We start from the raw sequence: 23,022 nt of genomic DNA on the forward strand, positions 1-23,022 counted from the left end.
CCTCCTTTTTTAAAGTGACTCTTTAATCACCTTTTTATAGTAGAAAACAGACAGCACTGCAAAGATCGAATACAAAGCCGTGTATAAGAGCATTACCAGAATCATCGGTGTCCAAAGCTCAGTGCCGAAGAAGAACCAGCCTGACTTGACGGCAAAGTAGCTGTGAAGCAGGCCTATAACTAATGGAATCCCGAAATTGAACAATTGTTTCATCTGAATCCCTCTAAGCAAATCACCCTGCGTGAATCCAAGCTTTCTTAGGATCGTATAGTTAGGCTTTTCGTTCTCACTCTCATCCATTTGTTTGAAATAAAGAATACATCCGGAGGTAATTAGGAACGTTAGCCCCAGAAAAGCAACGATAAACATGATCAGTCCCATAGTTTCCTTTTGATTTTTTTTCGTCTCCAGTTGAGAGTCACGCCGGTTGTCTTTTTCAAATTTCATGTTCTGAAAAAGATCATTCGCCTGCTCAACGCTTGACCGATCTTTCATATCGATTCCGATATTAAGAGAGGACTTTCTTTGCAGGGCTGGATCTAGATCGTTTTGTAAGCGTTCGAAGATCGTTTCGTCTACAATAGCAACGGGTAAGCCGCCACCTGTGAAAGATAATAAAATAGGTGCATCCATATTTATTTTTTCATAAGCTTGTGGAATAACCTCATGCAATCCCTTCAATTCAATGGGGCCTTTGTCTTTCATAGCAATCATATTATCCAGTGCACTACTTGTCTTTGTAAAATAGGTCTCATCCGGCGATACATCGATACCTTCAAGTGCCTTTTCACTAATCACAGGAAGGGTCATGATATCAGAGATTATACTAGAGTCCTTTGTATTTTCACCCAGAATCTTCTTCACATTTACATCTACCTGAATGACCTCGGTCTTTTTTTCTGTAAACACTAAGTTCTTCGCAGTTAATACCTCTTTAAATCGTTCGGCTTCATGGATATCGGTAAGAATAAAATCTGACGGAACGTACAGCTTCGCATTTTTCTCAGTAGAGTAGAATGAGATGTAGCTCAAGGATAATAGACCTATTGCTAGTGCCGACACCGTTGTAATGACGGTCAGTAATACGGCGTTGGATTTCATTCGGAACATAATGGAGGAGAGAGACAATACCTCTTTAATGTTCAGATACCCATTTTTCTGTTTACGAATGAGATGAAAGATAAAGCTTACGGAGCCTTTATAGAAAAGATAAGTCCCAATGATAACCGAAGCCAGAATAGTAATCATGGCTATAGATAGCTCAGTCATTGATGTTAAATCTCCACTAAATAATCGAGATGAAATCGAATAGCCAAGTATAATGAATCCAATACCAGCGATCCCGATGATCATTTCGAAGAAGGACAGCTTTTTCACGGTACCTTCTGTGGTTGAGGTCACTCGGAATAAGGACAAAATGCTTTGTCTTTTAATAAAGCTATAGTTCATCAGCATGATTAAGAGATAGATTATAAAAAATACAATCAGCGTTTGGACTAAAGCCGGAGTAGAGAAACGAAGGGAAGCAATCGCATCGACCCCAATCGTTTTAAAGAGAATCATTAGAATTAACTTTGAAACAGAAAAACCTACGGCGATTCCTAGAATTAAAGAACCGAAATACAGGATAAAGTTCTCTGCCGAAAGAATCAGGAATATTTTACCTTTGGTCATTCCAATTAACTGGAACAAGCCAATTTCCTTGCCCCGGCGTTTGATGAAGATGGTATTAGCATATAACAGGAAAATGGATACAATCCCGACCAGTAAGACCGAGGCAGCCTTAATTGCTGCGCCCCCTTTGACCGAGCCTTCTACCGCATCCATCGAGGGATCAAATTGCAACGTAACAAAGGCGAAATATAAGGCCACGCTAAAGACGAGAGCAAACACATACAGGTAGTAATTTCTGATGTTTTTTCGCAGATTTCGCAGCATCAATACATTAATGCTCATTCTGCACACCACCTAATACACCTTGTGTTTTTATGATGTCGTTGAAGAAGACTTGTCTGGATTGTTCCCCTTTATTTAATTGCGTATAGATCGTACCATCCTTTATAAAAATAACTCTACTGCAATAGCTAGCTGCCACTGGATCATGGGTAACCATAACGATCGTTGCTTTTCGTCTTTGATTTAGTTCACTTAGCTTGTTTAACAAATCAGAAGCAGATTTAGAATCCAAGGCCCCTGTAGGTTCGTCAGCAAAAATGATACTCGGCTCATGAATGAAGGCCCGAGCTGCGGAGGTACGTTGTTTTTGCCCCCCAGAGATTTCATTCGGGTACTTATTTTTTAATTCTAAAATCCCCAGTTCCTTTGCGACATTCTCGAATTTCTCATTGGCAATTTTCTTAGGGGTGTTAGTAATGGATAGAGGTAACAGGATGTTCTCCTTCACCGTCAGCGTATCTAAGAGATTGTATTCTTGAAAAATAAATCCTAAATGATTTTTCCGAAACTCAGCTAATTGCTTTTCTTTCATAGTCGAAATTTCATTACCTTCGATGGTAATTGATCCATTGCTGATCTTATCTATAGAGGAGAGAACGTTAAGCAGGGTGGTTTTTCCTGAACCGGAAGATCCCATAATGCCAACAAATTCTCCTTCTTCAATAGAAATATCCAGTCCGCTCAACACGGATTGTTTATTTAATTTGTTTCCGTAGCTTTTATGAATTTTAGTGGCTTCTAGAATTGCCATATTGATTCACTCCCTTTTTATACTCGTTCTTTTTGTATAGCCTTATTATAAAAGGCTTTGCCGTTCTTATCCTTCGATTGCCCGAACAAAATAAAAAAGCATGTGACATTGTTGTCACACGCTTGAGAGCTTCACGAATTCATTTTTAAGCGGAAAGGTTAAAGTGAACGCCGTCCCTGATCCGAGGCTTGACTCAACTCCGATGATGATCAACAAGGATTGTGCTGCTTTTTTGGCTAAATATAAGCCCATACCTGTGGCGGCATTGTCGCGATGCACGGTGGTGGAAGTAAATCCTCTATCAAATATTCGAGGCAAATCCTTTGGATCTATCCCGCGCCCACCATCCTTCACCTCAAGAACGATATGCTCAGCTTGCTGATAGCTACTCACTGTAATATCTGAAGCCTCACTATATTTCACGGCGTTGGTTAGTAGTTGTCGGATAATAAAAGCCAGCCATTTGGCATCACTAAGCACTTCAGCTACTTCCAAGTTCAGTTCAAAGCCGAGTCCCTTCTGAATACACCAGGATTGCAACGTCTTAATCTCCCCGAAAATAAGCGTTTCTAAATCGATATGTTCTATATACAAATCATTCTCAATAAAGGGAATCCGCCTTTGATGGAGCTGCTGGTCCAGTAAGAGATGTATTCGCAGCCATTCATAGGTCAGATTTTTCTTCATTCCGTCATCTTCCATACGTTCAATCATTAGGTGCATCGCGGTCAAAGGGGTCTTCACCTCATGAATCCACGACAAAAGCTCGTCTTTCTCCTGCTCTAGCGTCATTTGATTATGTGAAGCAGTCTGTTTCAACCATCTGGCTTGATTGGTGATGCTCTCTTCAATCATTTTCTCAAATGGACTTTCGGGGGAGGCGATACTGGTTAAATCCAGATCATCCTCTCGCTCCGCCAAGCTTTTATAGAATCTGGTTTCCCTGGGATAGCGAAGGATTAAGAACATTACGAACAAAAACATCGACAAGGAGACCAGATAGAGGACCGAAGAGAATGGAATCGACGGGTCCATATAGGTGACAAAGAGTATAAACAGGTTGGTAAAGAGAACAAGGAGGATCCAGCTGCTTCTTTCCAAGAGATATTTCTTAATCATAGGGTTTCCTCTTCGATGGCCATATACCCTTGTCCCACTTTCGTTTCAATGAAATTACCTAATTCAAGCTCATCCAGCTTCTTGCGCAGCCGATTTACGTTGACGGTAAGGGTGTTGTCACTAATAAAACGTTTATCATCCCACAAGCTATTGATTAATTCCTCGCGGGTGACGATTTTATTCTTTTTTTCAATAAGTAGTTTTAATATATAAATCTCGTTTTTCGTAAGCTCAATCGATCCCATTTCATTCGTCAACAGATTTCTCTCATAATCCACGGTTGCTCCGCACCATGTTTTGAGTTCAATGTTCTCTGTGTTGTAATTGTAGACGCGCCGAAGAATCGCTTGTACTTTGGCAATGAGTACATCGAAATGGAAGGGCTTTTGAATATAGTCATCGGCTCCAAGCTGCATGGACATCACCATATCCGTAGGATGATCGCGTGACGATAAGAAGATAATCGGAAGGTTGGAGTGAGAGCGAATCATTCGACACCAATGAAAGCCATCAAATTTAGGTAATTGGATGTCGATGATGACTAAATCAGGTTTGATCTCTATAAATTCCTGCGTGACATTGCTGAAATCTTGAATGCCATACACATCGTAAGACCACTGGGTAAGTCGCTCTTTGATCTCATTAAACAGCGTTGTATCATCTTCTATTAATAATAGCTTGAACACATCTTCACCACACTTTTAGTTAGCTTTACAGCATTTTGGATAATACATCCTGATAATGCTTGAACTCTTTGGCTTCATTTAGATTAGGGCATGTTCTTAAGGATAGCAGAGCGCTTTCGATTAAGAACGCTCTCGGTTCCTTATTATTCATGATTTCTTCTTGGATAAAGTACAACAGCTTTAGATAATTAGTGCGGTTCGTATCACCTGGCGCGAAGGATCTCTCTATTATTTTCTTCAGGCTGATTGTCGCAAAGGATAGATCATTATTGAAAAAATCACTGTATTCCGCTGCGGGCAATAACTTGTCCACATGTTCTGGTGAGATGAGTTGAATTCCCATGTCACTTACTTCTTCAACAACCTTTTGGATAAGAGTAGTGCAATAATCAATGATTTGTTTAGAGGTGATGACTTCATTCATAGCACTGTTGATTTGCAGCATATTCTGCAGAATCCCGTTAAAAATAATGGCTCCATCCAGTATATAAGGTTTTTTATCCGCAGGAAAAATATGAAGAAAACGTTCATATACCCAAGTTAGCAGGTTGAACTTCGTTTTTTTGATAAATGTAATTAAGTCTGGATCATTGGAGACTAAAGCATCTTCAACGAGCTGTAATAATCTATTTTTTTTATTGATTTTCATGACCAGCTGAACCTGCTCGGCAAATATCTTAATGTCAGAGGGGTCTTGACCAATGAGCATTGAATTTCGCCCTTCTTCAAGCTGAATATGAATAGATGTGAATACAGCCTTGAAAAGATCCCCTTTGGAAGGGAAATAGTTATAAAAAGACCCTTTGGAGATCCGGCTATGATTCAAAATATCCTGAATGGAAGTGGCGTGGTACCCTTTTTCAATAAATAATTCATGTGCTTTATGAATCACTTGCTCTTTTCGTTTATTAATCATCTGAGATGCCCCTTTAAGCTGGACTCTTTGTTCCAATATAGACTAGCTTATATTTCCTCTTATTACAATTTCAATTTTAAATGAATTTTGTCTTGCCAAGCAGTAAATAAGGGAGTAATATATTCTACACTGGTTTGTAACTAGAGTTCAAATTTGAACCAATAGTATGATTATAGAATGGAGGATTCCAAAATGAAAGCAAAAGAAAATAAAGCGTCCTACGGGATATTGGCAATCCTTATGATTGGTGCATTTGTTGCTTTACTGAGTAATACCTTACTCAATATAGCTTTACCATCGATTATGAAGGATTTTGATGTCAGTGCCTCAACAGTGCAATGGCTATCTACAGGTTATATGCTCGTGAACGGGATCATGATTCCCTCGACAGCATTTTTGATTCAAAAGTATACCGCGAGACGGTTGTTTCTAATCGCCATTGGATTATTTGCGATAGGAACCTTTATCGGAGGGTTCGCACCTAGTTTCCCTGTGTTATTGATCGCCAGAATGGTTCAGGCTTCCGGGGCTGCAATCATGATGCCATTATTAATGAACGTATTGTTCACTACCTTTCCGCCTGAGAAACGTGGTTCAGCTATGGGGATGTTCGGGTTGGTTATGATTTTTGCACCAGCGATCGGACCTACATTATCTGGATGGATTATTCAGCACTATGAATGGCCTGTTCTATTCTTTATGATTGCCCCAATCGCTGTATTGGTGTTCATTCTGGCCTTCTTTAAATTACATGATCCTAAAAAAGATGTGGCGATTAAGATCGATTTCCTATCTGTGCTTTTATCCGCAATTGGTTTCGGGGGTCTTCTATATGGCTTCAGTTCCGCTGGGAATAAAGGATGGGATGATCCAATGGTCTACTCCGCTCTTATTATCGGGGCGATTGGATTAGTAATATTCATTATGCGCCAATTGAAGATGAAGGAGCCTATGCTGAACTTCAGAGTGTACAAATATCCGATGTTTGCGTTATCCTCAGCGATTTCGATTACGCTAAATATGGCAATGTTCTCGGCGATGATGCTGATGCCGATCTACCTGCAAAATATTAGAGGGATTTCACCACTGGATTCAGGACTTCTAATGTTGCCTGGTGCGTTAATTATGGGTGTTATGTCACCAATCACAGGTAAATTGTTCGATAAATTCGGAGGTAAAGTATTAGCACTAGTCGGTCTAGCAATCGTAGTGATTAGTACGTATTTCTTTAGTGATTTGACTGAAACGACTAAATATTCTACACTCATGATTCTATATTCTGTAAGAATGTTCGGGATCTCTATGGTGATGATGCCAGTGATGACTAATGGACTGAATTCTATTCCAGCCAAATATACGCCGCATGGTACAGCGATGAACAGTACGATTCAGCAAGTATCAGGAGCGATTGGTGGGGCACTGCTCGTAACTATTATGTCTAACAGTACCACTTCACATGTGAAGGATATGGTCGCTGATGCTGTAAGTAAATTAACGACTAAACCTTCGGCAGACCAATTGCTTGGTATACAAAATCAAGTTATTGCGAAAGCTACTATTGAAGGAATTAACGATGCATTTTTAGTCTCTGTAGGCGTAGCGATTATTGCATTTATTCTAGCCTTCTTTATTAAAAGAGGCATTCAGCCTAAGGAAACAGCAGAAGAGAAAGTGACTGCGAAGCCAGTAGCTGCCAAGCAGGTTACAACGCATTAATCTATATTCAAAAAGGCGCTCACCTTTGATATGCTCCCGTCATAGTAGACAGTAGAAAAAACAAAAACTTCTACTGCTACAATGACGGGAGTTTTTCTAATGTCTAAAAGAAGTCCAGCATCTTTAGAAGTAAAATTACATGTCGTACGGCTGTGCCTTGAGCACAAGTCGAATCCAAACTATGAGGCAAAACAGCGAGGTCTTAGTTCGCACACGGTTAGAGAATGGATTAGGAAATATAAAGCAGATGGTTTGGACGGGTTAAAGGAATCGAGAACATGGAAAACATACTCTAAGGAATTCAAACTGGCTGCTGTTAACGAAGTGTTGTCTGGTCGTTTCTCCGTTGAAGAGGCGACAAACAAGCATCATATTTCAAGTAGAAGTGTTTTGATCAAATGGATTACCAAGTATACTAATGAGATAGAATTAAAACCTACACATAAAGGAAAAGGACTATCTCATATGAACAAAGGACGTAAAACAACTTTCGAAGAACGTATTGAAATTGCACAATATACCATCGCTAATGAATTGGATTATCAGAAAGCGATTGAAAAATACGGTGTATCTTATCAGCAAGTTTACGCATGGGTTCGGAAATATCAAGCTGGCCGTGAGGAAGCTCTTCAGGACAATCGAGGTCGTAAAAAGCCTGTAGAAGAACTAGAGGAGCATGAACGTCTTAAGCTACGGATTAAAGAGCTAGAAGCGCGAAATGAATACCTAGAGATGGAGAATGACTTCGCAAAAAAGTTGGCAGAGATCAAGCGACGAAATACACGCTAACCCTCGTTCGACAAGTAAACTTGTATCAAGCGATTCAAGAACTGAACAAAGAAAAAGGTCACGCAATTACGAAGTTGTGTGCGTTAGCTGGGGTTGCTCGATCTGCCTATTACAAGTGGTTAAAATGGAAACCCTCTTGCATAGAACTTGAAACTCGTGCGTTAGCGAAAGAAGTAAAGCTACGATATGACAAGCGAAAAGGGATTCTTGGCTACCGTCAAATGCGCACGCAATTAAACCGAAAGCTCAAAAAGCAGTACAACAAAAAGCGTTATTACCGAATTATGTGTGCTCTTGGGCTTAAAGCAGTCATTCGCAGAAAACGAGCAAGTTATGTGAAAGCTACGGAGATCCATGTAGCTGAAAATGTAATGAACCGTAACTTTGATGCCAATTCCCCTAATTCAAAATGGTGTACAGATGTGACAGAACTGAAGTACGGGAATGGGCGCAAAGCCTATTTGAGTGCCATTATTGATGTATATGATAATTCCATTGTTTCATGGGTATTAAGCCATTCCAACAACAATAAACTCGTGATGGATACGTTGAAAAGGGCTTACGCGAAGAATCCTGGCGTATCTCCTCTTCTACAAAGCGACAGAGGTTTCCAGTACACGTCACATGAGTATAACCGACTTCATGTGAAATACGGATTTAAGAAAAGCATGTCTCGTGTGAGCCGATGTTTGGATAACCAACCTATTGAGCGTTTTTGGGGTACTTACAAGGCAGAAAGCTATTATCTTACAAAATTTGATACCTATGAAGAAGTCCTCACGGAGGTTAGCAAATATATTCACTACTACAATAATTACCGCTATACAGAATGTTTGGATGGCTTGTCACCTAACGAATACCGACGAGCTGCATAACGAAAATACCTCAGCTCTAGTAATACGAGCTGAGGTATCTAAACTAACTATTTTTGTTTTTTACACTGTCCACTTGACAGGGAGCACTTCACTTATAGGTGATGCGCCTTTTTTTGCAAATATAAGAAAGTGTAGATTATTTATAATGATGGGTTAATCTTGGACCATCCTGAATGACTGTGATGGAATTATCGTTCGCGACATATAACCTATTTGTTAGTGGATTCAGGACAATATTTACGCCTGTTACGGAGGGGAATACCGCAATTCTTTTAAACGTGCTGGCGTTATAAACAGACATTCTGTTCTTATTGAAATTACTGACAAATAAGTGATTTGTAATCGGGTTGATGAATGTGCTGGAGGAGGAGGATAACACTCTAGTTGTGATCACCTTATTGGTATTTCCATTAAGCACAAAAAGCTTCCCTTGTTTAACCTGTTGAGCGCTAGACACGTAAACACGGTTCGTAAGCGGATTAAGGATGACCTCACCTTGTAACCTTCCAAGCTGTACATTCTTGAGGAGCTTGTTGGTTCGGCCATTGATCACGGAAAGAAAGCGGCTTAAATTATTCGCTACATAAATACGGTTGGTAATCGGATTTAATGCTGGTATGGTAATGGGGTTCTTGCCAACCTTTATAGTTGCTATCACGGTTTGTGTACTGCCGTTGATGACAGATACGGAGTTGTTTATCGTATTCGTTACATAAATGCGATTGGTACGTTTATTGATGACGATAGCGGAAGGACGGCCGCCGATGTGGATAGTGGTTCGAATACAGTTCGATCTGCCATCGATCACAGTTACGATGCCAGAGGCACTCGACACATAAATCAGGTTCGTACGAACATTAACGTTAACACTATCAGGGTTTCTGCCTACTTGGAGGGTCTTGATTACACGGTTTGTCCGTCCGCTAATTACAGATACCGTCCCATCGCGGAAGTTGGTGACGTACACACGGTTTGTTCTTGGATTGATGGCTAGCTTGAGCGGAAATCTGCCTACTTGTATGGTTGCAATGATCCGATTGGTCAGGGTGCTTAATACACCAACAGTTCCGGCTGTAGTGTTAGGATTTACGAAGTATACCCGATTGGTGATGGGATTTACCTCAATATCTCCGACAGGTACGGATGTAGGAACTGTGGTTATGATGGTGGGTAACGCCATGATATAACCCCCTCTTCAAATGACTAGATGATTCATTATATTTGGGCAAGGGCAAAAGGGTACTACATATATCGTTGCAAGATGTAACTCCTGGGTGTAGAATAATTTTCCTATATACATTTGAAATAGTGTGTAAGCGCTATATTTTAAAGGGAAATGAGATGCACTGGAGGTTGGAGGATAAGATGATGAAATCAGTGTTGTCGGATATTTTACTAACACCTGATAAGTTACAACTTCATAGCGAATTACTAGAGGAGATTGGAAAATACATTACGCAAGAGATCCTAAATCATCCGTTATTGCAAGAAGTTCGTCAGAGGGTAAGCATTATCCTTGATGGATCGACCGCACTCGGGGTGGTAGATGGGCAGTCGGATGTAGATATAATCATTATTTGTGAGGATGAGTCTTACAACCGTATTAATCATCGGTTCGAGGAAGCAGGCCTGATTCCGGAGCATAGTAGTTTTTTTATGGATTTAAGGCTTCCGTGTGGGAAGACAGGGCATTATACACTCCATAAAATATCTGATATCAAAGAAGCTTTAATGAACGGGGATATGAAATGGCTGTGGAATGCATCCGTATCCTATATTTACTACGATCTGCTGGAGCTGAACTCACTTTTTCATTCCTATGTTCCACTCCAACCTGAAGTGCTAATGAAATTTCGTAAGAATTCATACATACAGCTAAGAAGCTATGCCAGAAGTCTAGATCATCCTGTAGTTCGTGGCGACGCCTTTCCCATCTTGTTCTTAGCGGTTTCCCTTTATAAAGAGGCTTTACGCTGTGCAATCACTATTGAAGGTTATCCGTATCCCTATGACAAATGGCTTGTTCCCGTAGCGCAGCAAACGGTCGTAGGTCGAAAGATTTTGGAGTGTGCAGGCGATTTTTGGAGTTATCTTAGGGAGGATGAATCCTTTGCTCCCATGTACCAGGAGGACAATAATTTTGTCAAAATGGAAAAACAATTTCGAAAGATACTTTTGGAGGAATTCCGCCTGCGGGGGATCGATGAACCTTGGTTAATAGAGTGGTGGAAGTTTATGAAGGAGTAAACGGGGTAATGATGCGACTATCCTTATGGATTACGGTAAGGTATACTGGAATGAACTTTTCAGTAAGAGGTGATTAAATGGCTGGGACAGTCTCTATATTAGGCGTTCCTTTTTCAAAACTAACACTAAACGAGACAACACTTCATCTAACAAAACATATTCAAGCCGGAGAACCGAAGCTATTTCATTTGATTACGGCGAACCCGGAAATTACGATAACAAGTCAATCGGACGAGCTGCTTCGAACCATACTCCATGAGGCAGATCTGATTACTCCTGATGGGATTGGCATTGTGCTGGCATCGAGAAGAAAAGGTGACCCAATAGCTGAACGAGTTACGGGGTATGAACTACTTCTTGAACTGCTCGCACAAGGGAATAAGCTGGGCTGGAGCTTTTATTTCTTAGGCACGGATGAGCATACCAGCTGTAAAGCGGTTGAAAAGATTACAGAGCTATATCCGAATGTGAAAATTGCCGGAAGACATAATGGTTTTATTACTAAAGAAGAGGAACCGGCCATTGTGGCAGAGATTCAGCACGCACAGCCAGATTTCCTGATTGTCGCGATGGGGGCTCCATACTCTGACAAGTGGGTTTATAAGCATAAACAGGCGCTTTCTCAGGTTAAGGTTGTTTTTGGTGTCGGGGGAAGCTTGGATGTTATAGCGGGAAAAGTGACTCCAGCCCCTGCGATATGGAAGAAACTCAATTTGGAGTGGTTGCATCGGCTGTTATTCGCCCCTGTAGCCAAAGGACAAAAGTCGCGCTGGCGCAGACAAGCAGTTCTTCCTAAATTCGTGTATCGAGCAATGATAAGGAAATGAGGTATAGCAGTAAATAGATAGTCTTTCACGATTTCTGCAATTTGTAGAAGTAGTGAAGGACTTTTTTTGTGGTCGCTTACAGGAAATATGCCCTAAGTATTTAAGGGAGAATATCGACTGATGAAATTCCAATATATTCTTGATTGCTTTTTTAAGAATGTTGTAATAAAATATTATCAAGATAATAAATTATTATCAAAATAAATTAGACGCAATACGAAAGGAGTGAAATGCTCACATGATAGAAGATCGCAGCTGTCTAGAGTCCTATTTTCCAATCGCTTCTTTTATTGCTTCAATTATAGGTTCGAAATGTGAGGTTGTTATTCATGATATAAGCAATCCAGAGCGTTCAATTATATTTATTGAGAACGGATACATTAGTGGGCGTAAAGTAGGCGATAGTTCAACCGATCTAGTGCTTAAGCTGTTGAAGGATGAGTCCTACCGTGAGCAACCGTTTATTGCTAACTATAAAGCACGTGGTTCGCAAGGTCAGGTATTTCGCTCCGCTACTTATTATATTAAAAACAGCAGCGAATTGGTCGGTATGATGTGTATTAACATTGATGTCACTCATATGGAGGTTGCAGCTGAGTGGATACAAAACATTTTGCAAGGAGGATCAACACTTCCACCAGTACCGTTAATACCACAACAAGAGGTTGTAGAGAAGCAGACGGAAGAGTATTTACAAGGAAACGTAGATGATCTGCTTCAGCACATGATTGATTCGGTGCTCGGTAAAATTAATGTCCCGGCAGAGCGATTGTCCTCGCAGGAGAAGATTGAACTTGTGAAAGTACTTAACGAGCAGGGTGTGTTTCTACTTAAAGGTGGAGTTTCTCAAGTCGCTAAGTCCTTGATGATATCTGAGCCAACCGTTTATCGTTATTTGCAAAAAATTAAGTGAGAATAAACAGTACTCTTAAGAGAGGAAGTGGGCTAGATGACAATAGATTTTGATAAGGTTGTTAGCCGATATGGGACCAATTGCGCGAAATGGGATGGTATGGCGCAAGTTTTGGGCAGAGAAATGATAGCGCTTTCCGTTGCGGATATGGATCTTCAAGCCCCTCCACAGGTGATAGAGCGAGTAACGGAGATGGCGAAGCATGGCATATATGGATATACCGATCCTTTTCCACCTTATTATGAGGCAGTTCAGGGATGGATTAAAAAAGCTTACGATTGGGAGGTTCCGCAAGAATGGATCGTGTTTTGCCCTCGTATTGTGCAAGCGGTTTCTCTGATCATTCAGAACTTCACTCAACCCGGTGATCAAGTGTTAATCCATACGCCAGCCTATCAGCCGGTTGCTAAATCAGTAGAGCTAAATAACCGCGTATTAGTGGAAAGTCCACTTCGTGAAGTGAACGGGCGTTATGAGATCGATTTTGCTGATATGGAGTTACGGATGCAAGCAGGGGTTAAAATTGTACTGCTCATCTCACCGCATAATCCGGTTGGACGGGTATGGACACGAGCTGAACTAGAACGAATCGTTAGCTTGTGTACAAAGTATGATGCTTATATTGTATCGGATGATATTCATGCCGATTTTATCCATGAAGGTCATGGGCATACGATAATCGGGAAGATATCGACCGAGGCTGAGCAGCGATCCTTTATCTGTACTTCCCCAGGGAAGACCTTCAATCTTGCAAGCCTTGAAATTGCTAACATCGTGATTCCGAATGATCAGTTGCGGGAGAAATTCAGACGTTGTTTACAGCAAGCGGGCTGTCATAACCCCACCTTTTTTGCAGTACCTGCATTAGAAGTGGCTTATACGGAATGCGATGAATGGCTGGAAGAATTACGAGGATATATCACAGCCAATATCGCTTGGGTGAAAGCGTATATAGCTGAATCTATGCCTGAACTTCGCGTGATCGAGTCAGAAGGAACCTATCTGTTATGGGTGGATTGTAGGGCAATCAGTACCAACGAAGCAGAGCTAAAGCAGTGGATCGAGTCGGATGCAAAGGTTAGCGTGAGCTTTGGGACAGGTTTTGGGACATCAGGAGAAGGCTTTATCCGCTTAAATATTGCGACGCCACGGCCCTTGTTGCAGGAAGCTTTTGAACGGCTGAATCGAGCTTATCCATTAAAAAAGTAAAAATAGTAAAAAACAATTGATCAATGACCTTGAAAGACCTCATTAGTAGCTTTTCTCAGATCCATATCAAGGGGGAGAATAACCATGTCCAAATCAGAAACACCAAGAGTCAAGAAACAGCCGACGATGTTCTTAGCACTACTGCCTATTATTACGATGGTTGTGCTACTTAGTTTAGGGTATGTCTTGTTTGAATTACCACCTGAACCACTTATTATTACCTCTGCGGTTGTTGCTGGTATTATCGCGATTATTCTTGGTTATAGCTATAACGACATACTAGAATCTATCGCTGGCAAGATCGCGAAAACGATGCCTGCCATTCTTATTCTGATCATGGTTGGTTTTATGATTGGGGCATGGATGGTTGGTGGAACGATCCCAATGATGATTTATTATGGATTGAAAATCATTAATCCACAATTTCTGCTTATCACCGCATTTATTGCGACAGCTGCCGTTTCACTTTGTACGGGCACGTCTTGGGGGTCAGCGGGAACGATCGGGGTCGCCTTTATGGGTGTTGGCGCGGGTATGGATGCGAACCTAGCAGCAGTAGCTGGTGCGGTTGTTGCAGGTGCTTATTTTGGTGATAAATTGTCACCGCTTTCAGACACAACGAATATTGCTGCGTTAGCAACAGGTGTCAATCTTTATGAGCATATTGGACATTTACTATATACCACACTTCCTTCGTTTATCGTTGCAAGCGTTGTCTTTATTATCACAGGCCTAAACACAGATGCTGCGGGTGCTATTGTTCCAGAAAAGGTTGGAACGATCATGGGAACATTAGATACCATTTACGACTTTAATCTGCTGCTATTAGTGCCTGTATTAATCATCTTGTATGGTTCTATTACGAAGAAGCCGACCATACCAGTCATGCTGATCTCTTCCATGTTCGCTATGGCCAACGCACTTGTATTTCAGGGATTTACGTTGAATGATGTCGTATCTTCTGTTGTTAATGGATTTAATATTTCTATGGTTCAAGTAGCTGGATTTGATTCTGCTAACATTATTGAAGATGTACCCCGTCTTTTAAATCGTGGCGGAATGAACTCTATGATGGGTACACTTCTCATTTGCTTCTGTGCAATCACGTTCGCTGGAACCATATCTCTGACGAAATCCTTGGAATTAATTGTTAATAAGCTTTTGAAGTTCGTCCATTCCACAGGTTCAATGATCGTAGCAACCATTGTTACAGGTCTTACGATGATCGGGGTTACAAGTAATGGTCAGGTATCCATCTTAATGCCAGGTGAAATGCTGCGTGAAGCATATATCCGTCGGGGCTTGCATCCGAAGAATTTGGGACGTACGATCGAGGATTCAGCGGCGATTACCGAGCCTATTCTGCCTTGGACAGCTGCAGGTGCTTATATGGCGGGAACGCTGGGTGTTGCAACGTTAGACTATTTACCTTGGGCTGTTCTCTGTTGGACAGGAATAATCTTTGCGACGATATGGGGCTTCACGGGATTTGGTATCGCGAAGTTAACGCCAGAGCAACAGGCAGAAATGCTAAAGGAATATGACGGTAAAACTAATGAATAAGTTGGATAAAGGAGTCTTTTAAAATGAAAAATATGCATAAAGAAACTGTAATAACAACGGATGCACCAGGTGCAATTGGACCTTATTCTCAAGCTGTAAAGCTTGGGAACGTCCTATATACTTCAGGACAACTCGGACTAGACCCGGTTAGTGGGACTTTTCCTGCTACGGTTGAGGAACAGACGGAACAGTCGTTGCTGAATGTCAAAGCCATACTGGAAGCGGCGGGTACAAGCATGGACCAGGTAATAAAGACGACCGTTTTCCTAAAGGATATGAATGATTTTCTTAAGGTAAATGAGATTTATGGAAGGTTTTTTGCTCAGCCATATCCTGCTCGCAGCGCAGTTGAAGTAGCACGTCTGCCTAAGGATGGGCTCGTAGAAATTGAAGTTATTGCTTATATACCATAAGTGACTAGAAAATAAGGCAGATGGCCGCCCTGAAAAGGGTGGCTTTTTTTGAGTAGTAAGTTGCGGAAATATTGAAAGCAAGAATTTTTATGAAAATTTAAATGAAAATATTCATGAAAATGTAACAGTAAGTATAACTAATTACTAAAAAACCTTCACAAAACAGCATCCTTGCGTTATCATAAATGTGAAAACATTCACAAAGGGGCGTTATAAAGATGAAGAAGACAACAAGTACTGCTCTCATTCTCATTCTCTCTGTCATGCTCGTAATCGCAGGCTGCGGTAACAGTAATAGCAACAGCGCAGGTAATAGTAATGGCAATGAGAACAAAAGTAAGGTAAATGAGACGGCCAAAAATGATAAAGCTGAAGCCGTATCAGGTGCATCAGAAGCTAGTTACACACCACTGGATCAATTAAAAGATAATTATGATATCGTTATTGTCGGTGCTGGTGGTGCGGGAATGTCTGCTGCACTGGAAGCTAAGGCTAAGGGCTTGAATCCGGTTATTTTAGAAAAAATGCCGGTTGCAGGTGGGAATACAAGTAAATCCTCCTCAGGGATGAACGCTTCCCAAACGAAATTTCAAAAAGAGCAAAGCATTGAAGATAGCAATGATAAGTTTTATGAAGAGACGCTAAAAGGCGGTCATGACACGAATGATAAAGAGATGCTTCGTTTCTTCGTTGACAATTCCGCAAGTGCGATCGATTGGTTAGATTCGATCGGAATCAAGCTGAACAATATTACAATCACAGGCGGCATGAGCGAAAAACGCACCCACCGTCCAGAAGATGGATCTGCGGTAGGCCAATACCTTGTCAAAGGATTGGTTAGAAACGTACAAGAAAAAGAAATTCCACTGTTTGTGAACGCGGATGTTAAAGAAATTACTCAAAAAGACGGTAAGGCTAACGGCGTCAAAGTACTCTTTAATCAAGCTGATGAAAAAACCATTACAGCGAAGGCAGTTGTTGTAACAACAGGTGGTTTTGGATCCAACATGGATATGATATCAAAAGTTAGACCTGATCTGGAAGGATACGTTACGACTAACCAAATCGGTAGTACAGGCGACGGCATCAAGATGATCGAGGCACTTGGCGGAACTACTGTCGATATGGATCAAATTCAAGTTCACCCAACAGTTCAACAAGATAAATCTTATCTGATCGGGGAAGCCGTTCGCGGTGAAGGATCTATCCTCGTGAACAGCGAAGGCACACGGTTTGTAAACGAATTGACTACACGTGATAAAGTTACCGAAGCGATCAATGCACTTCCTGAAAAAGCGGCAACGCTTGTCTTTGATTCCGGCGTTAAATCACGCGTGAAAGCAATTGAACAATATGACAAAATGGGCTTCGTAATCCAAGCGGATACCATCGAAGCATTGGCGAAAGAAATCGGTGTTCCAGCCGATAAGCTAAAAGCGACACTTGATACTTGGAACAGCGCAGTAAAGAACAAGAACGATGCTGAATTCGGCAGAACAACAGGAATGGACAACGATTTGTCCGTTGGTCCTTACTACGCTATTAAGATCGCCCCAGGGATTCACTACACCATGGGCGGCGTGAAGATCAATACGAATACAGAGGTATTAAATAAAGACGGCGCTGCTATTCCTGGCCTGTATGCGGCTGGTGAAGTTACAGGTGGATTGCACGGTCAAAACCGGATCGGCGGTAACTCTGTAGCAGAAATCATTATTTTCGGCCGTCAAGCAGGGATTAAATCTGCTGAGTTTGTACAAGCACAATAAGATTTAACTGTTATTCTGATTAAAACAAAAGAACCGCTTGGGCTAATTGAAGCCCGGGCGGTTCTTTGTTTAATCTCTTGTTTAAAGTGAGTGGAGTGACCTCTATTCAAAAAGCTACTTCCCGCTCTTAGCCTGTTCTTCGCGCATCCACTGTGACAGCTGGCGTTTGAGCTTAAGGAATTCCGGGGAATCCGTAATCTCATCGCGGCGTGGCCGTGGAAATGGCACGTCAACAGTATGTAGGATGGAGCCGGGGCGGCCCGAGAATATATAAATACGATTCGAGAGCAGCAACGCTTCTTCGATGTTGTGGGTGATGAACAGCACAGAGCGGCGATTCTCCTCCCACAGTTCGAGCAGCCAACGCTGCATTTCACTGCGAGTTAGGGCATCCAATGCGCTGAAAGGCTCATCGAGCAGCATCAACTCCTGCGGAGCCAGCAATGCCCTGAGAAAAGCCGCACGCTGCTGCATCCCACCAGACAGCATATGCGGATAAGCATGTTCGAACCCGCTCAAGCCAACCTTGGAGAGCCACTGGCGCGCTTCTTCACGAGCTCCATCCTGCAGAGCGCCTTTGATTTCCCCGGCGAGCAGCACATTATCCTCAATCGTACGCCAAGGGAAAAGCGCGGGCTGCTGTGGCATATAACTGATTTCACCACGTTGACCTGTAACGACCTTGCCGTTCATGCGGATCGTTCCTGCATCAGGCTTCACTAGTCCGCCGATCATATGGAATAAGGTGCTTTTTCCGCAGCCGGAAGGACCGACGATCGAAACGAACTCTTGCTGCTCTACCTTAAGAGAGACGTTGTTCAGCACGTTCGTCTCGCGGCGGCGATGGGTGAAGGACTTGGAGATGCCGCTTACTTCAAGAGCAGGTGGTGCAGTATGAGCTTCAGGAGAGCTTATGATTTCTGATGTTCTGTGCTCTATTTGCGTCGCTTGAGACATACAGGCATCTTCCTTTCTATGAGTTACGGCGCGGTTTCCAGCGAACTAACCATTTTTCGAGCAAGGCGATAATCGCAAAAAGTACAAGACTAAGGAGCACAATAATAACAATAGCGACAAACATCCGATCCGTACGGTAAGCCGATTTTTGCAGGAGCATATAGTAGCCAATCCCTTTATCCGCGCCAATCCATTCAGCGACCACGGCTCCCATAACCGCATAGGTAGCTGATATTTTCACACCGGAAAATAGTGCCGGTATAGAAGACGGAAGCTCCAGCTTGGTGAAGATTTGCCACTTGCTTGCGCCCGCCATTTTCATATAATTCATCATGACCTGATCACTTTGAGACAAGCCGCCCATTGCAGCGACAGCTACCGGGAAGAAGCATACCAGTGTAATCAGTACGATTTTGGGCAAAAGACCAAAGCCAAACCAGATGATAAGCAGTGGTCCGAGTGCGATAGAGGGAACATTTTGGCTCAGAATAATCAGTGGATAAAAAGCGCGTCTAGCCCAAGGCAAAAGATGCAAAAGTAGAGCGACGATCAAGCCTACACCTGTACCAATAGGAAAACCGATTAATGTGAGTCGGAGCGTAGCCATCGTATGAGCCCAGAGACCAGAAGCATTACTGGTGGATTCGCGGGCAATATCAGCAGGACTCGGCAGAATCCAGGATTCGATATGGAATAGAGAAACAGATAACTGCCATACGGTTAAAAAGAAGACGACCGCCACAAGGGGCGGCCATATTAGCTTCCAGGTCGATCTCACGGCCGATATTTCTCCGTCAATTTATCCATGCTGATTCCGTTAGGATTATGAGCGATTTTGATTTGTGAGATCACGCTTGGACTACCAGCTTCGATCAGCGCCTCCTGCATTTGACGTACAACCTCCAGGAGCTCGCTCAGTTCACCTTCCATAGTAGTTTCCAGTGGATTCACCTGATGTTTAACACCGGATTTTTGAATAACTTCAATCGCTTTATCTACGTATGGGATGGAATCCTCATTGTTTGGAGTCTTAGGAATTACTTGAATGCTGAGCAATGTGTTAGCCACAATAATCAATCCTCTCAATTTGTATAGGTAAGTTCAAAAAGCCAACTTTGATAACGAAGTAATTCAGGAAGCGGATTCGACATCGAATCTTGAACGAACTTGGGAAGTCCGGTACTCACGTAGCACATCACTACGCTCCGTTCCTCCTTCCTCAAGTAACGTTCAACCTTCTTGGTTCTGAAAGCCGACTTTTTGAGCTCTCATTGAAGTGGTAAGTTCAAAAAGCCAACTTTGATAACGAAGTGATACAGGAAGCGGATTGAATCTTGAACGAACTTGGGAAGTCCGGTCTACTCCGCCGGTAAAAAATCATTCGTGAATGCACTAGCTGCATCCAGCGGTTTGTCCAGCAGCTTCAAATCATACATCCAGTCGCCGTAATTCTGCCAGACCTCGGTTTTTTGCTCTCCCCAGCGGGGGGCGTCGTCTTTATATTTCGGGCTAAGCCATTTTTGGCTGGCTAGGACAAGCTCGGCATCAAGGTCAGGCACAGCTTTGGATAATGTAGCGGCAGCCTCTTCTGGATGATCAATCGCATATTGATAACCCTTCGATGTGGCTTTCAGGAAAGCCTTCACCAAATCTGGATTCTCAGAAATCTGCTTCTCGCTCGTGGTCAGCACAGGGGTGTAATAATCGAGCTGAGGCGCATAATCCTTCAAGTACAGCATATCCAGAGGCTCTCCACGCAGTTCGGCTTCAATACCGGTCCAAGCGTAGAAGATCCAAGCGAAATCAATGTCACGTTTGACTGCGGTAAAATAGTCAGCTTCACCAATACTGATTAGCTTCACCTTTTTCACATCGCCACCAACAGGGTCCATGATCGCCTTCATGGCTGCTTCCTCGGCGGGAGATCCCCAGCCTCCGTAAGTTTTACCCTCAAAATCTTTTGGCGATTTAATATTGCGATCCACTGGAGCGGCGAATCCCGACGTATTATGTTGAATAATGGCTGCAATCGAGACAAGGGGAACGCCTTGTAGACGAGCTAGAGTCAATCCTTCCTGAGCGCTGATCCCAAAAGCAGCTTCCCCAGAAGTAACCATGGTATCGGAGCCTGCTGCGCCAGGTTGAACGATTTCTACATCCAGACCTTCTTCCGCGTAATAACCAAGATCCTTGGCTACGTAAAGACCGGTATGATTCGTATTCGGTGTCCAGTCCAGTGCAACCTTAACTTTGGTAAGCTCTTTTGGAGCATTTGATCCGGTCGCTGCATTCGATTCCGCAGCAGTCCCTTTGTTTCCAGCTGTATTCCCGTTGTTGCTGCCGCATCCGGCAATCGCAAGAATGAGCATACAGATGAGGCTAAGCATGAGTGCTTTTTTGACATGCATGTCTTCTTCTCTCCTTTAAGGTTGCCAGATCCCGTCATCCAACATGAACCATAAAGTGTAGTATGTACATTTCTTCTACATCTTTTGTGATCTACACAAAAAAAGCGCCCGAGTGATCGGGACGCTGGCTTGGCGCAAGGTTAGTAAAGGTCACAGGGACCAAAACCAATTGGCAATTCCTACGCTGGCATTATCCAGATCAGGTATAAGGGTCAGTATCTTGTGGGATACAATCTCAGCCGGCCAATTCCAGCACCCCTGGTTCTATGAAGTTAACGGGTATTTCCACTTGAAATATAAGAAAGTTTAGGTTTTGCACCTATACTTTATAGCTTATATTTCTTGCATACGCTGTATTATAGACGGCTGTTCTCGGAATGTCTAGTAGCATGATCCTAAATTTTTCAAATCTCTTAGTCCGTTTTCATTCATCCAGATCTTTATGTTTCTTGCGATGACGCCGCTTAAGCTCAGTAACCAGAGCACCTAGTGTAAGGACAACACTGATCATTATCCCGCTCATTATCACGAAGAGAGCAAGAAACTCAAAGGGGGAATAGCTAACCATTTTACTCCACTGAATCTTTCCATCCAGATCGTCAATGACTTGATTCATGCCATAAATCCCACTTACCACCGTAAATACAGTGAGGATCATCAGCAGATTATCCCGGCGCTTCGACTGGAATTTATCTTGATACTGAAACAGGTCAGTCAATGTTTCTTTTACTTCCTCGAATAGAGCGTCGTTCCCGTATACTTTACGCAGCTGAAGAAAAATCTCCCGTCCTTGCGACTGTGAGATTAGCTCTAAGAAATAAAACTTTGCCGAGAATTTATTAATCGAGTAGATTAAATTATCGATCTCATCATAATCGTGGTTTATGCGTAGTCGGGAATGCATATTTGCCAGCTTTAGCAGAACGATTTTGTGGAAAATATTGAGTAGAAATCCGTAATAGTATTGCCCGTACATCTGGTCGGCCAGGCTAATGGCGATCTTTGGTTCAGCTCGGGTAAGGCAGCAAAAGGTCTGCTCATTCATCATATAATACGTGTCTGGGCCCCATCGATTATAGGAATGCTCATGACAATAATTCGCAATATACGCTGGGTCGCTGGCACTGGCATAGGGCTTGCCGTTCAGATCAATTCCATCAAGCTGAGAGGCGCGATAGCGGATATTTACACTAATCTCATCAGAATCTCCTTCATTCTGAAAGCCGTAAAAGGCTTGCACCTGCATTCTTTCATCTACGAAAAAGGGAAGGGTCTCGAAATAAGCCCCATTGATATCCGAGTGATCCAGAAAAGGCTCCAAGCCATCTACCAGATTTCGGAAGACAAAATCCTCTACCATCTCATAGGTCTGTTCCCCGCAATGGATATAGGTATAATCATCCTGTACGAAGGTATTCTCAAGCGTCCGGAAGCGGTCCGCGAATTCCAGTGCAATACTAAAGGGAATCGAATCCCCCTCAAGCTGGACACGCATGGTCACAAATCCAAGCTGAAAAGGACATATGAATATATCCGTCGAGAGAATTTTAAAAAATATAGACTGCTGAGGAATCTCTAGGATACAGTCCAGATCATTGACTCTGGAAAAGCGGCGGAAAGAGTCCACATCCTTCTTGCGTGGAAAAAGAATGTGTGCAGCAAACGGTAAATAGGTACGCTCCAGCCGTTCATGGGAAACACAGTAGCCTTCTCCGTAATAGGCATTTTCTAGCTCTTTATTATCCAGAAAAAAACGTGTGAAGCCATCATCCTGCAATTGTTGGATGAGCTTCTTAGAATCACCCTTTTTTATTGAAAAGGGAAAAATAAACTGCATAAGCGCAGTATGTAATAAAGGTTCAGTTGAAAGCTTATCCATTCATCGTCCATCCTTGTGCTCAGAATATG

21 protein-coding genes and 1 riboswitch are annotated in these 23,022 nt (G+C 42.4%); of the genes, 10 read left to right on the top strand and 11 right to left on the bottom strand.

All coding sequences use genetic code 11. The annotated features are described in order from the left end of the window. Nucleotides 1–9 precede the first annotated feature (9 nt). From ACN6KS_RS01990 to ACN6KS_RS02010, 5 genes are all read right to left on the bottom strand, one after another. A complete protein-coding gene (locus ACN6KS_RS01990) occupies nt 10–1,956 on the bottom strand; it encodes an ABC transporter permease (protein ID WP_440961216.1) in 1,947 nt (648 codons plus the stop codon). Then, nucleotides 1,946–2,707, bottom strand: coding sequence for an ABC transporter ATP-binding protein (locus ACN6KS_RS01995; RefSeq protein ID WP_094869677.1), 762 nt, complete (start codon nt 2,705–2,707; stop codon nt 1,946–1,948). The genes ACN6KS_RS01990 and ACN6KS_RS01995 overlap by 11 nt, the downstream gene beginning before the upstream one ends. A gap of 114 nt (nt 2,708–2,821) precedes the next feature. Further along, nucleotides 2,822–3,826 carry a sensor histidine kinase gene (locus ACN6KS_RS02000; RefSeq protein WP_440961217.1) on the bottom strand — a complete coding sequence of 335 codons (1,005 nt, stop codon included), beginning with the start codon at nt 3,824–3,826 and terminating at the stop codon, nt 2,822–2,824. After that, nucleotides 3,823–4,512: a response regulator transcription factor gene (locus ACN6KS_RS02005; protein ID WP_094877892.1), complete on the bottom strand. Its 690-nt coding sequence runs from the start codon at nt 4,510–4,512 to the stop codon at nt 3,823–3,825. Before ACN6KS_RS02005 ends, ACN6KS_RS02000 begins: the two co-directional genes overlap by 4 nt. A 25-nt stretch (nt 4,513–4,537) precedes the next feature. Beyond that, on the bottom strand, nt 4,538–5,428 hold the full coding sequence (locus ACN6KS_RS02010; RefSeq protein WP_341133615.1) for a TetR/AcrR family transcriptional regulator: 891 nt from the start codon (nt 5,426–5,428) through the stop codon (nt 4,538–4,540). A 192-nt stretch (nt 5,429–5,620) separates the two neighbouring features. Between ACN6KS_RS02010 and ACN6KS_RS02015 the strand changes: the two genes are divergently transcribed. The 3 genes from ACN6KS_RS02015 (at nt 5,621) to ACN6KS_RS02025 (ending at nt 8,808) form a co-directional block, all read left to right on the top strand. After that, on the top strand, nt 5,621–7,144 hold the full coding sequence (locus tag ACN6KS_RS02015; RefSeq protein ID WP_094869679.1) for a DHA2 family efflux MFS transporter permease subunit: 1,524 nt from the start codon (nt 5,621–5,623) through the stop codon (nt 7,142–7,144). Between the two features lie 99 nt (nt 7,145–7,243). Continuing rightward, nucleotides 7,244–7,933 (top strand): helix-turn-helix domain-containing protein, encoded by a 690-nt coding sequence (locus ACN6KS_RS02020; RefSeq protein WP_440960103.1) that lies wholly within the window; start codon nt 7,244–7,246, stop codon nt 7,931–7,933. 20 nt (nt 7,934–7,953) lie between these two features. After that, a complete protein-coding gene (locus ACN6KS_RS02025; protein ID WP_440960104.1) occupies nt 7,954–8,808 on the top strand; it encodes an IS3 family transposase in 855 nt (284 codons plus the stop codon). Between the two features lie 136 nt (nt 8,809–8,944). Here ACN6KS_RS02025 and ACN6KS_RS02030 read toward each other — a convergent pair whose 3' ends face one another. After that, nucleotides 8,945–9,988, bottom strand: a complete 1,044-nt coding sequence (locus ACN6KS_RS02030) for a YncE family protein (RefSeq protein ID WP_440961218.1) — start codon at nt 9,986–9,988, stop codon at nt 8,945–8,947. Between the two features lie 185 nt (nt 9,989–10,173). On the opposite strand from ACN6KS_RS02030, the gene ACN6KS_RS02035 reads away from it, so the two are divergent. The 7 genes from ACN6KS_RS02035 (at nt 10,174) to ACN6KS_RS02065 (ending at nt 17,749) form a co-directional block, all read left to right on the top strand. Beyond that, entirely contained in the window at nt 10,174–11,055 is an 882-nt protein-coding gene (locus ACN6KS_RS02035) for a nucleotidyltransferase domain-containing protein (RefSeq protein WP_440961219.1), read from the top strand. Nucleotides 11,056–11,132: 77 nt separating this feature from the next. Next, nucleotides 11,133–11,882, top strand: coding sequence for a WecB/TagA/CpsF family glycosyltransferase (locus tag ACN6KS_RS02040; protein ID WP_440961220.1), 750 nt, complete (start codon nt 11,133–11,135; stop codon nt 11,880–11,882). A gap of 238 nt (nt 11,883–12,120) precedes the next feature. Then, nucleotides 12,121–12,795: a helix-turn-helix transcriptional regulator gene (locus ACN6KS_RS02045; RefSeq protein ID WP_094869683.1), complete on the top strand. Its 675-nt coding sequence runs from the start codon at nt 12,121–12,123 to the stop codon at nt 12,793–12,795. A gap of 36 nt (nt 12,796–12,831) precedes the next feature. Then, nucleotides 12,832–14,004, top strand: a complete 1,173-nt coding sequence (locus tag ACN6KS_RS02050; protein WP_094877898.1) for a MalY/PatB family protein — start codon at nt 12,832–12,834, stop codon at nt 14,002–14,004. A gap of 84 nt (nt 14,005–14,088) precedes the next feature. Beyond that, on the top strand, nt 14,089–15,567 hold the full coding sequence (gene nhaC / locus ACN6KS_RS02055; protein WP_440961221.1) for a Na+/H+ antiporter NhaC: 1,479 nt from the start codon (nt 14,089–14,091) through the stop codon (nt 15,565–15,567). 23 nt (nt 15,568–15,590) lie between these two features. Continuing rightward, nucleotides 15,591–15,980: a RidA family protein gene (locus tag ACN6KS_RS02060; protein ID WP_440961222.1), complete on the top strand. Its 390-nt coding sequence runs from the start codon at nt 15,591–15,593 to the stop codon at nt 15,978–15,980. 218 nt (nt 15,981–16,198) lie between these two features. Then, nucleotides 16,199–17,749: a flavocytochrome c gene (locus tag ACN6KS_RS02065; RefSeq protein ID WP_094869686.1), complete on the top strand. Its 1,551-nt coding sequence runs from the start codon at nt 16,199–16,201 to the stop codon at nt 17,747–17,749. 114 nt (nt 17,750–17,863) lie between these two features. On the opposite strand, the gene ACN6KS_RS02070 is transcribed toward ACN6KS_RS02065, so the two are convergent. The 5 genes from ACN6KS_RS02070 to ACN6KS_RS02090 form a co-directional block, all read right to left on the bottom strand. Then, nucleotides 17,864–18,706, bottom strand: coding sequence for an ABC transporter ATP-binding protein (locus ACN6KS_RS02070; protein ID WP_440961223.1), 843 nt, complete (start codon nt 18,704–18,706; stop codon nt 17,864–17,866). 16 nt (nt 18,707–18,722) lie between these two features. Further along, the gene (locus ACN6KS_RS02075) at nt 18,723–19,484 is read right to left on the bottom strand and encodes an ABC transporter permease (RefSeq protein ID WP_076300092.1); all 762 of its coding nucleotides are present in this window, start codon (nt 19,482–19,484) and stop codon (nt 18,723–18,725) included. Further along, entirely contained in the window at nt 19,481–19,774 is a 294-nt protein-coding gene (locus tag ACN6KS_RS02080) for a thiamine-binding protein (protein WP_036682688.1), read from the bottom strand. Before ACN6KS_RS02080 ends, ACN6KS_RS02075 begins: the two co-directional genes overlap by 4 nt. A gap of 290 nt (nt 19,775–20,064) precedes the next feature. Continuing rightward, the gene (locus ACN6KS_RS02085) at nt 20,065–21,114 is read right to left on the bottom strand and encodes an ABC transporter substrate-binding protein (protein WP_440961224.1); all 1,050 of its coding nucleotides are present in this window, start codon (nt 21,112–21,114) and stop codon (nt 20,065–20,067) included. Nucleotides 21,115–21,273: 159 nt separating this feature from the next. Continuing rightward, nucleotides 21,274–21,384, bottom strand: a riboswitch (TPP riboswitch). Between the two features lie 154 nt (nt 21,385–21,538). Beyond that, on the bottom strand, nt 21,539–22,993 hold the full coding sequence (locus ACN6KS_RS02090) for a hypothetical protein (protein WP_440961225.1): 1,455 nt from the start codon (nt 22,991–22,993) through the stop codon (nt 21,539–21,541). Nucleotides 22,994–23,022: the final 29 nt, after the last annotated feature.

It is taken from the genome of Paenibacillus nitricinens, assembly GCF_052056485.1.
Classification (GTDB): Bacteria; Bacillota; Bacilli; order Paenibacillales; family Paenibacillaceae; genus Paenibacillus_AQ; species Paenibacillus_AQ nitricinens.

Excerpts from the sequence above, each read along its gene's own strand:
- ACN6KS_RS02085 (WP_440961224.1), bottom strand. The coding sequence starts at position 21,114 with ATGCATGTCAAAAAAGCACTCATGCTTAGCCTCATCTGTATGCTCATT.
- ACN6KS_RS02090 (WP_440961225.1), bottom strand. The coding sequence starts at position 22,993 with ATGGATAAGCTTTCAACTGAACCTTTATTACATACTGCGCTTATGCAG.
- ACN6KS_RS02035 (WP_440961219.1), top strand. The coding sequence starts at position 10,174 with ATGATGAAATCAGTGTTGTCGGATATTTTACTAACACCTGATAAGTTA.
- nhaC (WP_440961221.1), top strand. The coding sequence starts at position 14,089 with ATGTCCAAATCAGAAACACCAAGAGTCAAGAAACAGCCGACGATGTTC.
- ACN6KS_RS02030 (WP_440961218.1), bottom strand. The coding sequence starts at position 9,988 with ATGGCGTTACCCACCATCATAACCACAGTTCCTACATCCGTACCTGTC.
- ACN6KS_RS02070 (WP_440961223.1), bottom strand. The coding sequence starts at position 18,706 with ATGTCTCAAGCGACGCAAATAGAGCACAGAACATCAGAAATCATAAGC.
- ACN6KS_RS02010 (WP_341133615.1), bottom strand. The coding sequence starts at position 5,428 with ATGATTAATAAACGAAAAGAGCAAGTGATTCATAAAGCACATGAATTA.
- ACN6KS_RS02050 (WP_094877898.1), top strand. The coding sequence starts at position 12,832 with ATGACAATAGATTTTGATAAGGTTGTTAGCCGATATGGGACCAATTGC.
- ACN6KS_RS02015 (WP_094869679.1), top strand. The coding sequence starts at position 5,621 with ATGAAAGCAAAAGAAAATAAAGCGTCCTACGGGATATTGGCAATCCTT.
- ACN6KS_RS02000 (WP_440961217.1), bottom strand. The coding sequence starts at position 3,826 with ATGATTAAGAAATATCTCTTGGAAAGAAGCAGCTGGATCCTCCTTGTT.
- ACN6KS_RS01995 (WP_094869677.1), bottom strand. The coding sequence starts at position 2,707 with ATGGCAATTCTAGAAGCCACTAAAATTCATAAAAGCTACGGAAACAAA.
- ACN6KS_RS02065 (WP_094869686.1), top strand. The coding sequence starts at position 16,199 with ATGAAGAAGACAACAAGTACTGCTCTCATTCTCATTCTCTCTGTCATG.
- ACN6KS_RS02060 (WP_440961222.1), top strand. The coding sequence starts at position 15,591 with ATGAAAAATATGCATAAAGAAACTGTAATAACAACGGATGCACCAGGT.
- ACN6KS_RS01990 (WP_440961216.1), bottom strand. The coding sequence starts at position 1,956 with ATGAGCATTAATGTATTGATGCTGCGAAATCTGCGAAAAAACATCAGA.
- ACN6KS_RS02045 (WP_094869683.1), top strand. The coding sequence starts at position 12,121 with ATGATAGAAGATCGCAGCTGTCTAGAGTCCTATTTTCCAATCGCTTCT.
- ACN6KS_RS02040 (WP_440961220.1), top strand. The coding sequence starts at position 11,133 with ATGGCTGGGACAGTCTCTATATTAGGCGTTCCTTTTTCAAAACTAACA.
- ACN6KS_RS02020 (WP_440960103.1), top strand. The coding sequence starts at position 7,244 with ATGTCTAAAAGAAGTCCAGCATCTTTAGAAGTAAAATTACATGTCGTA.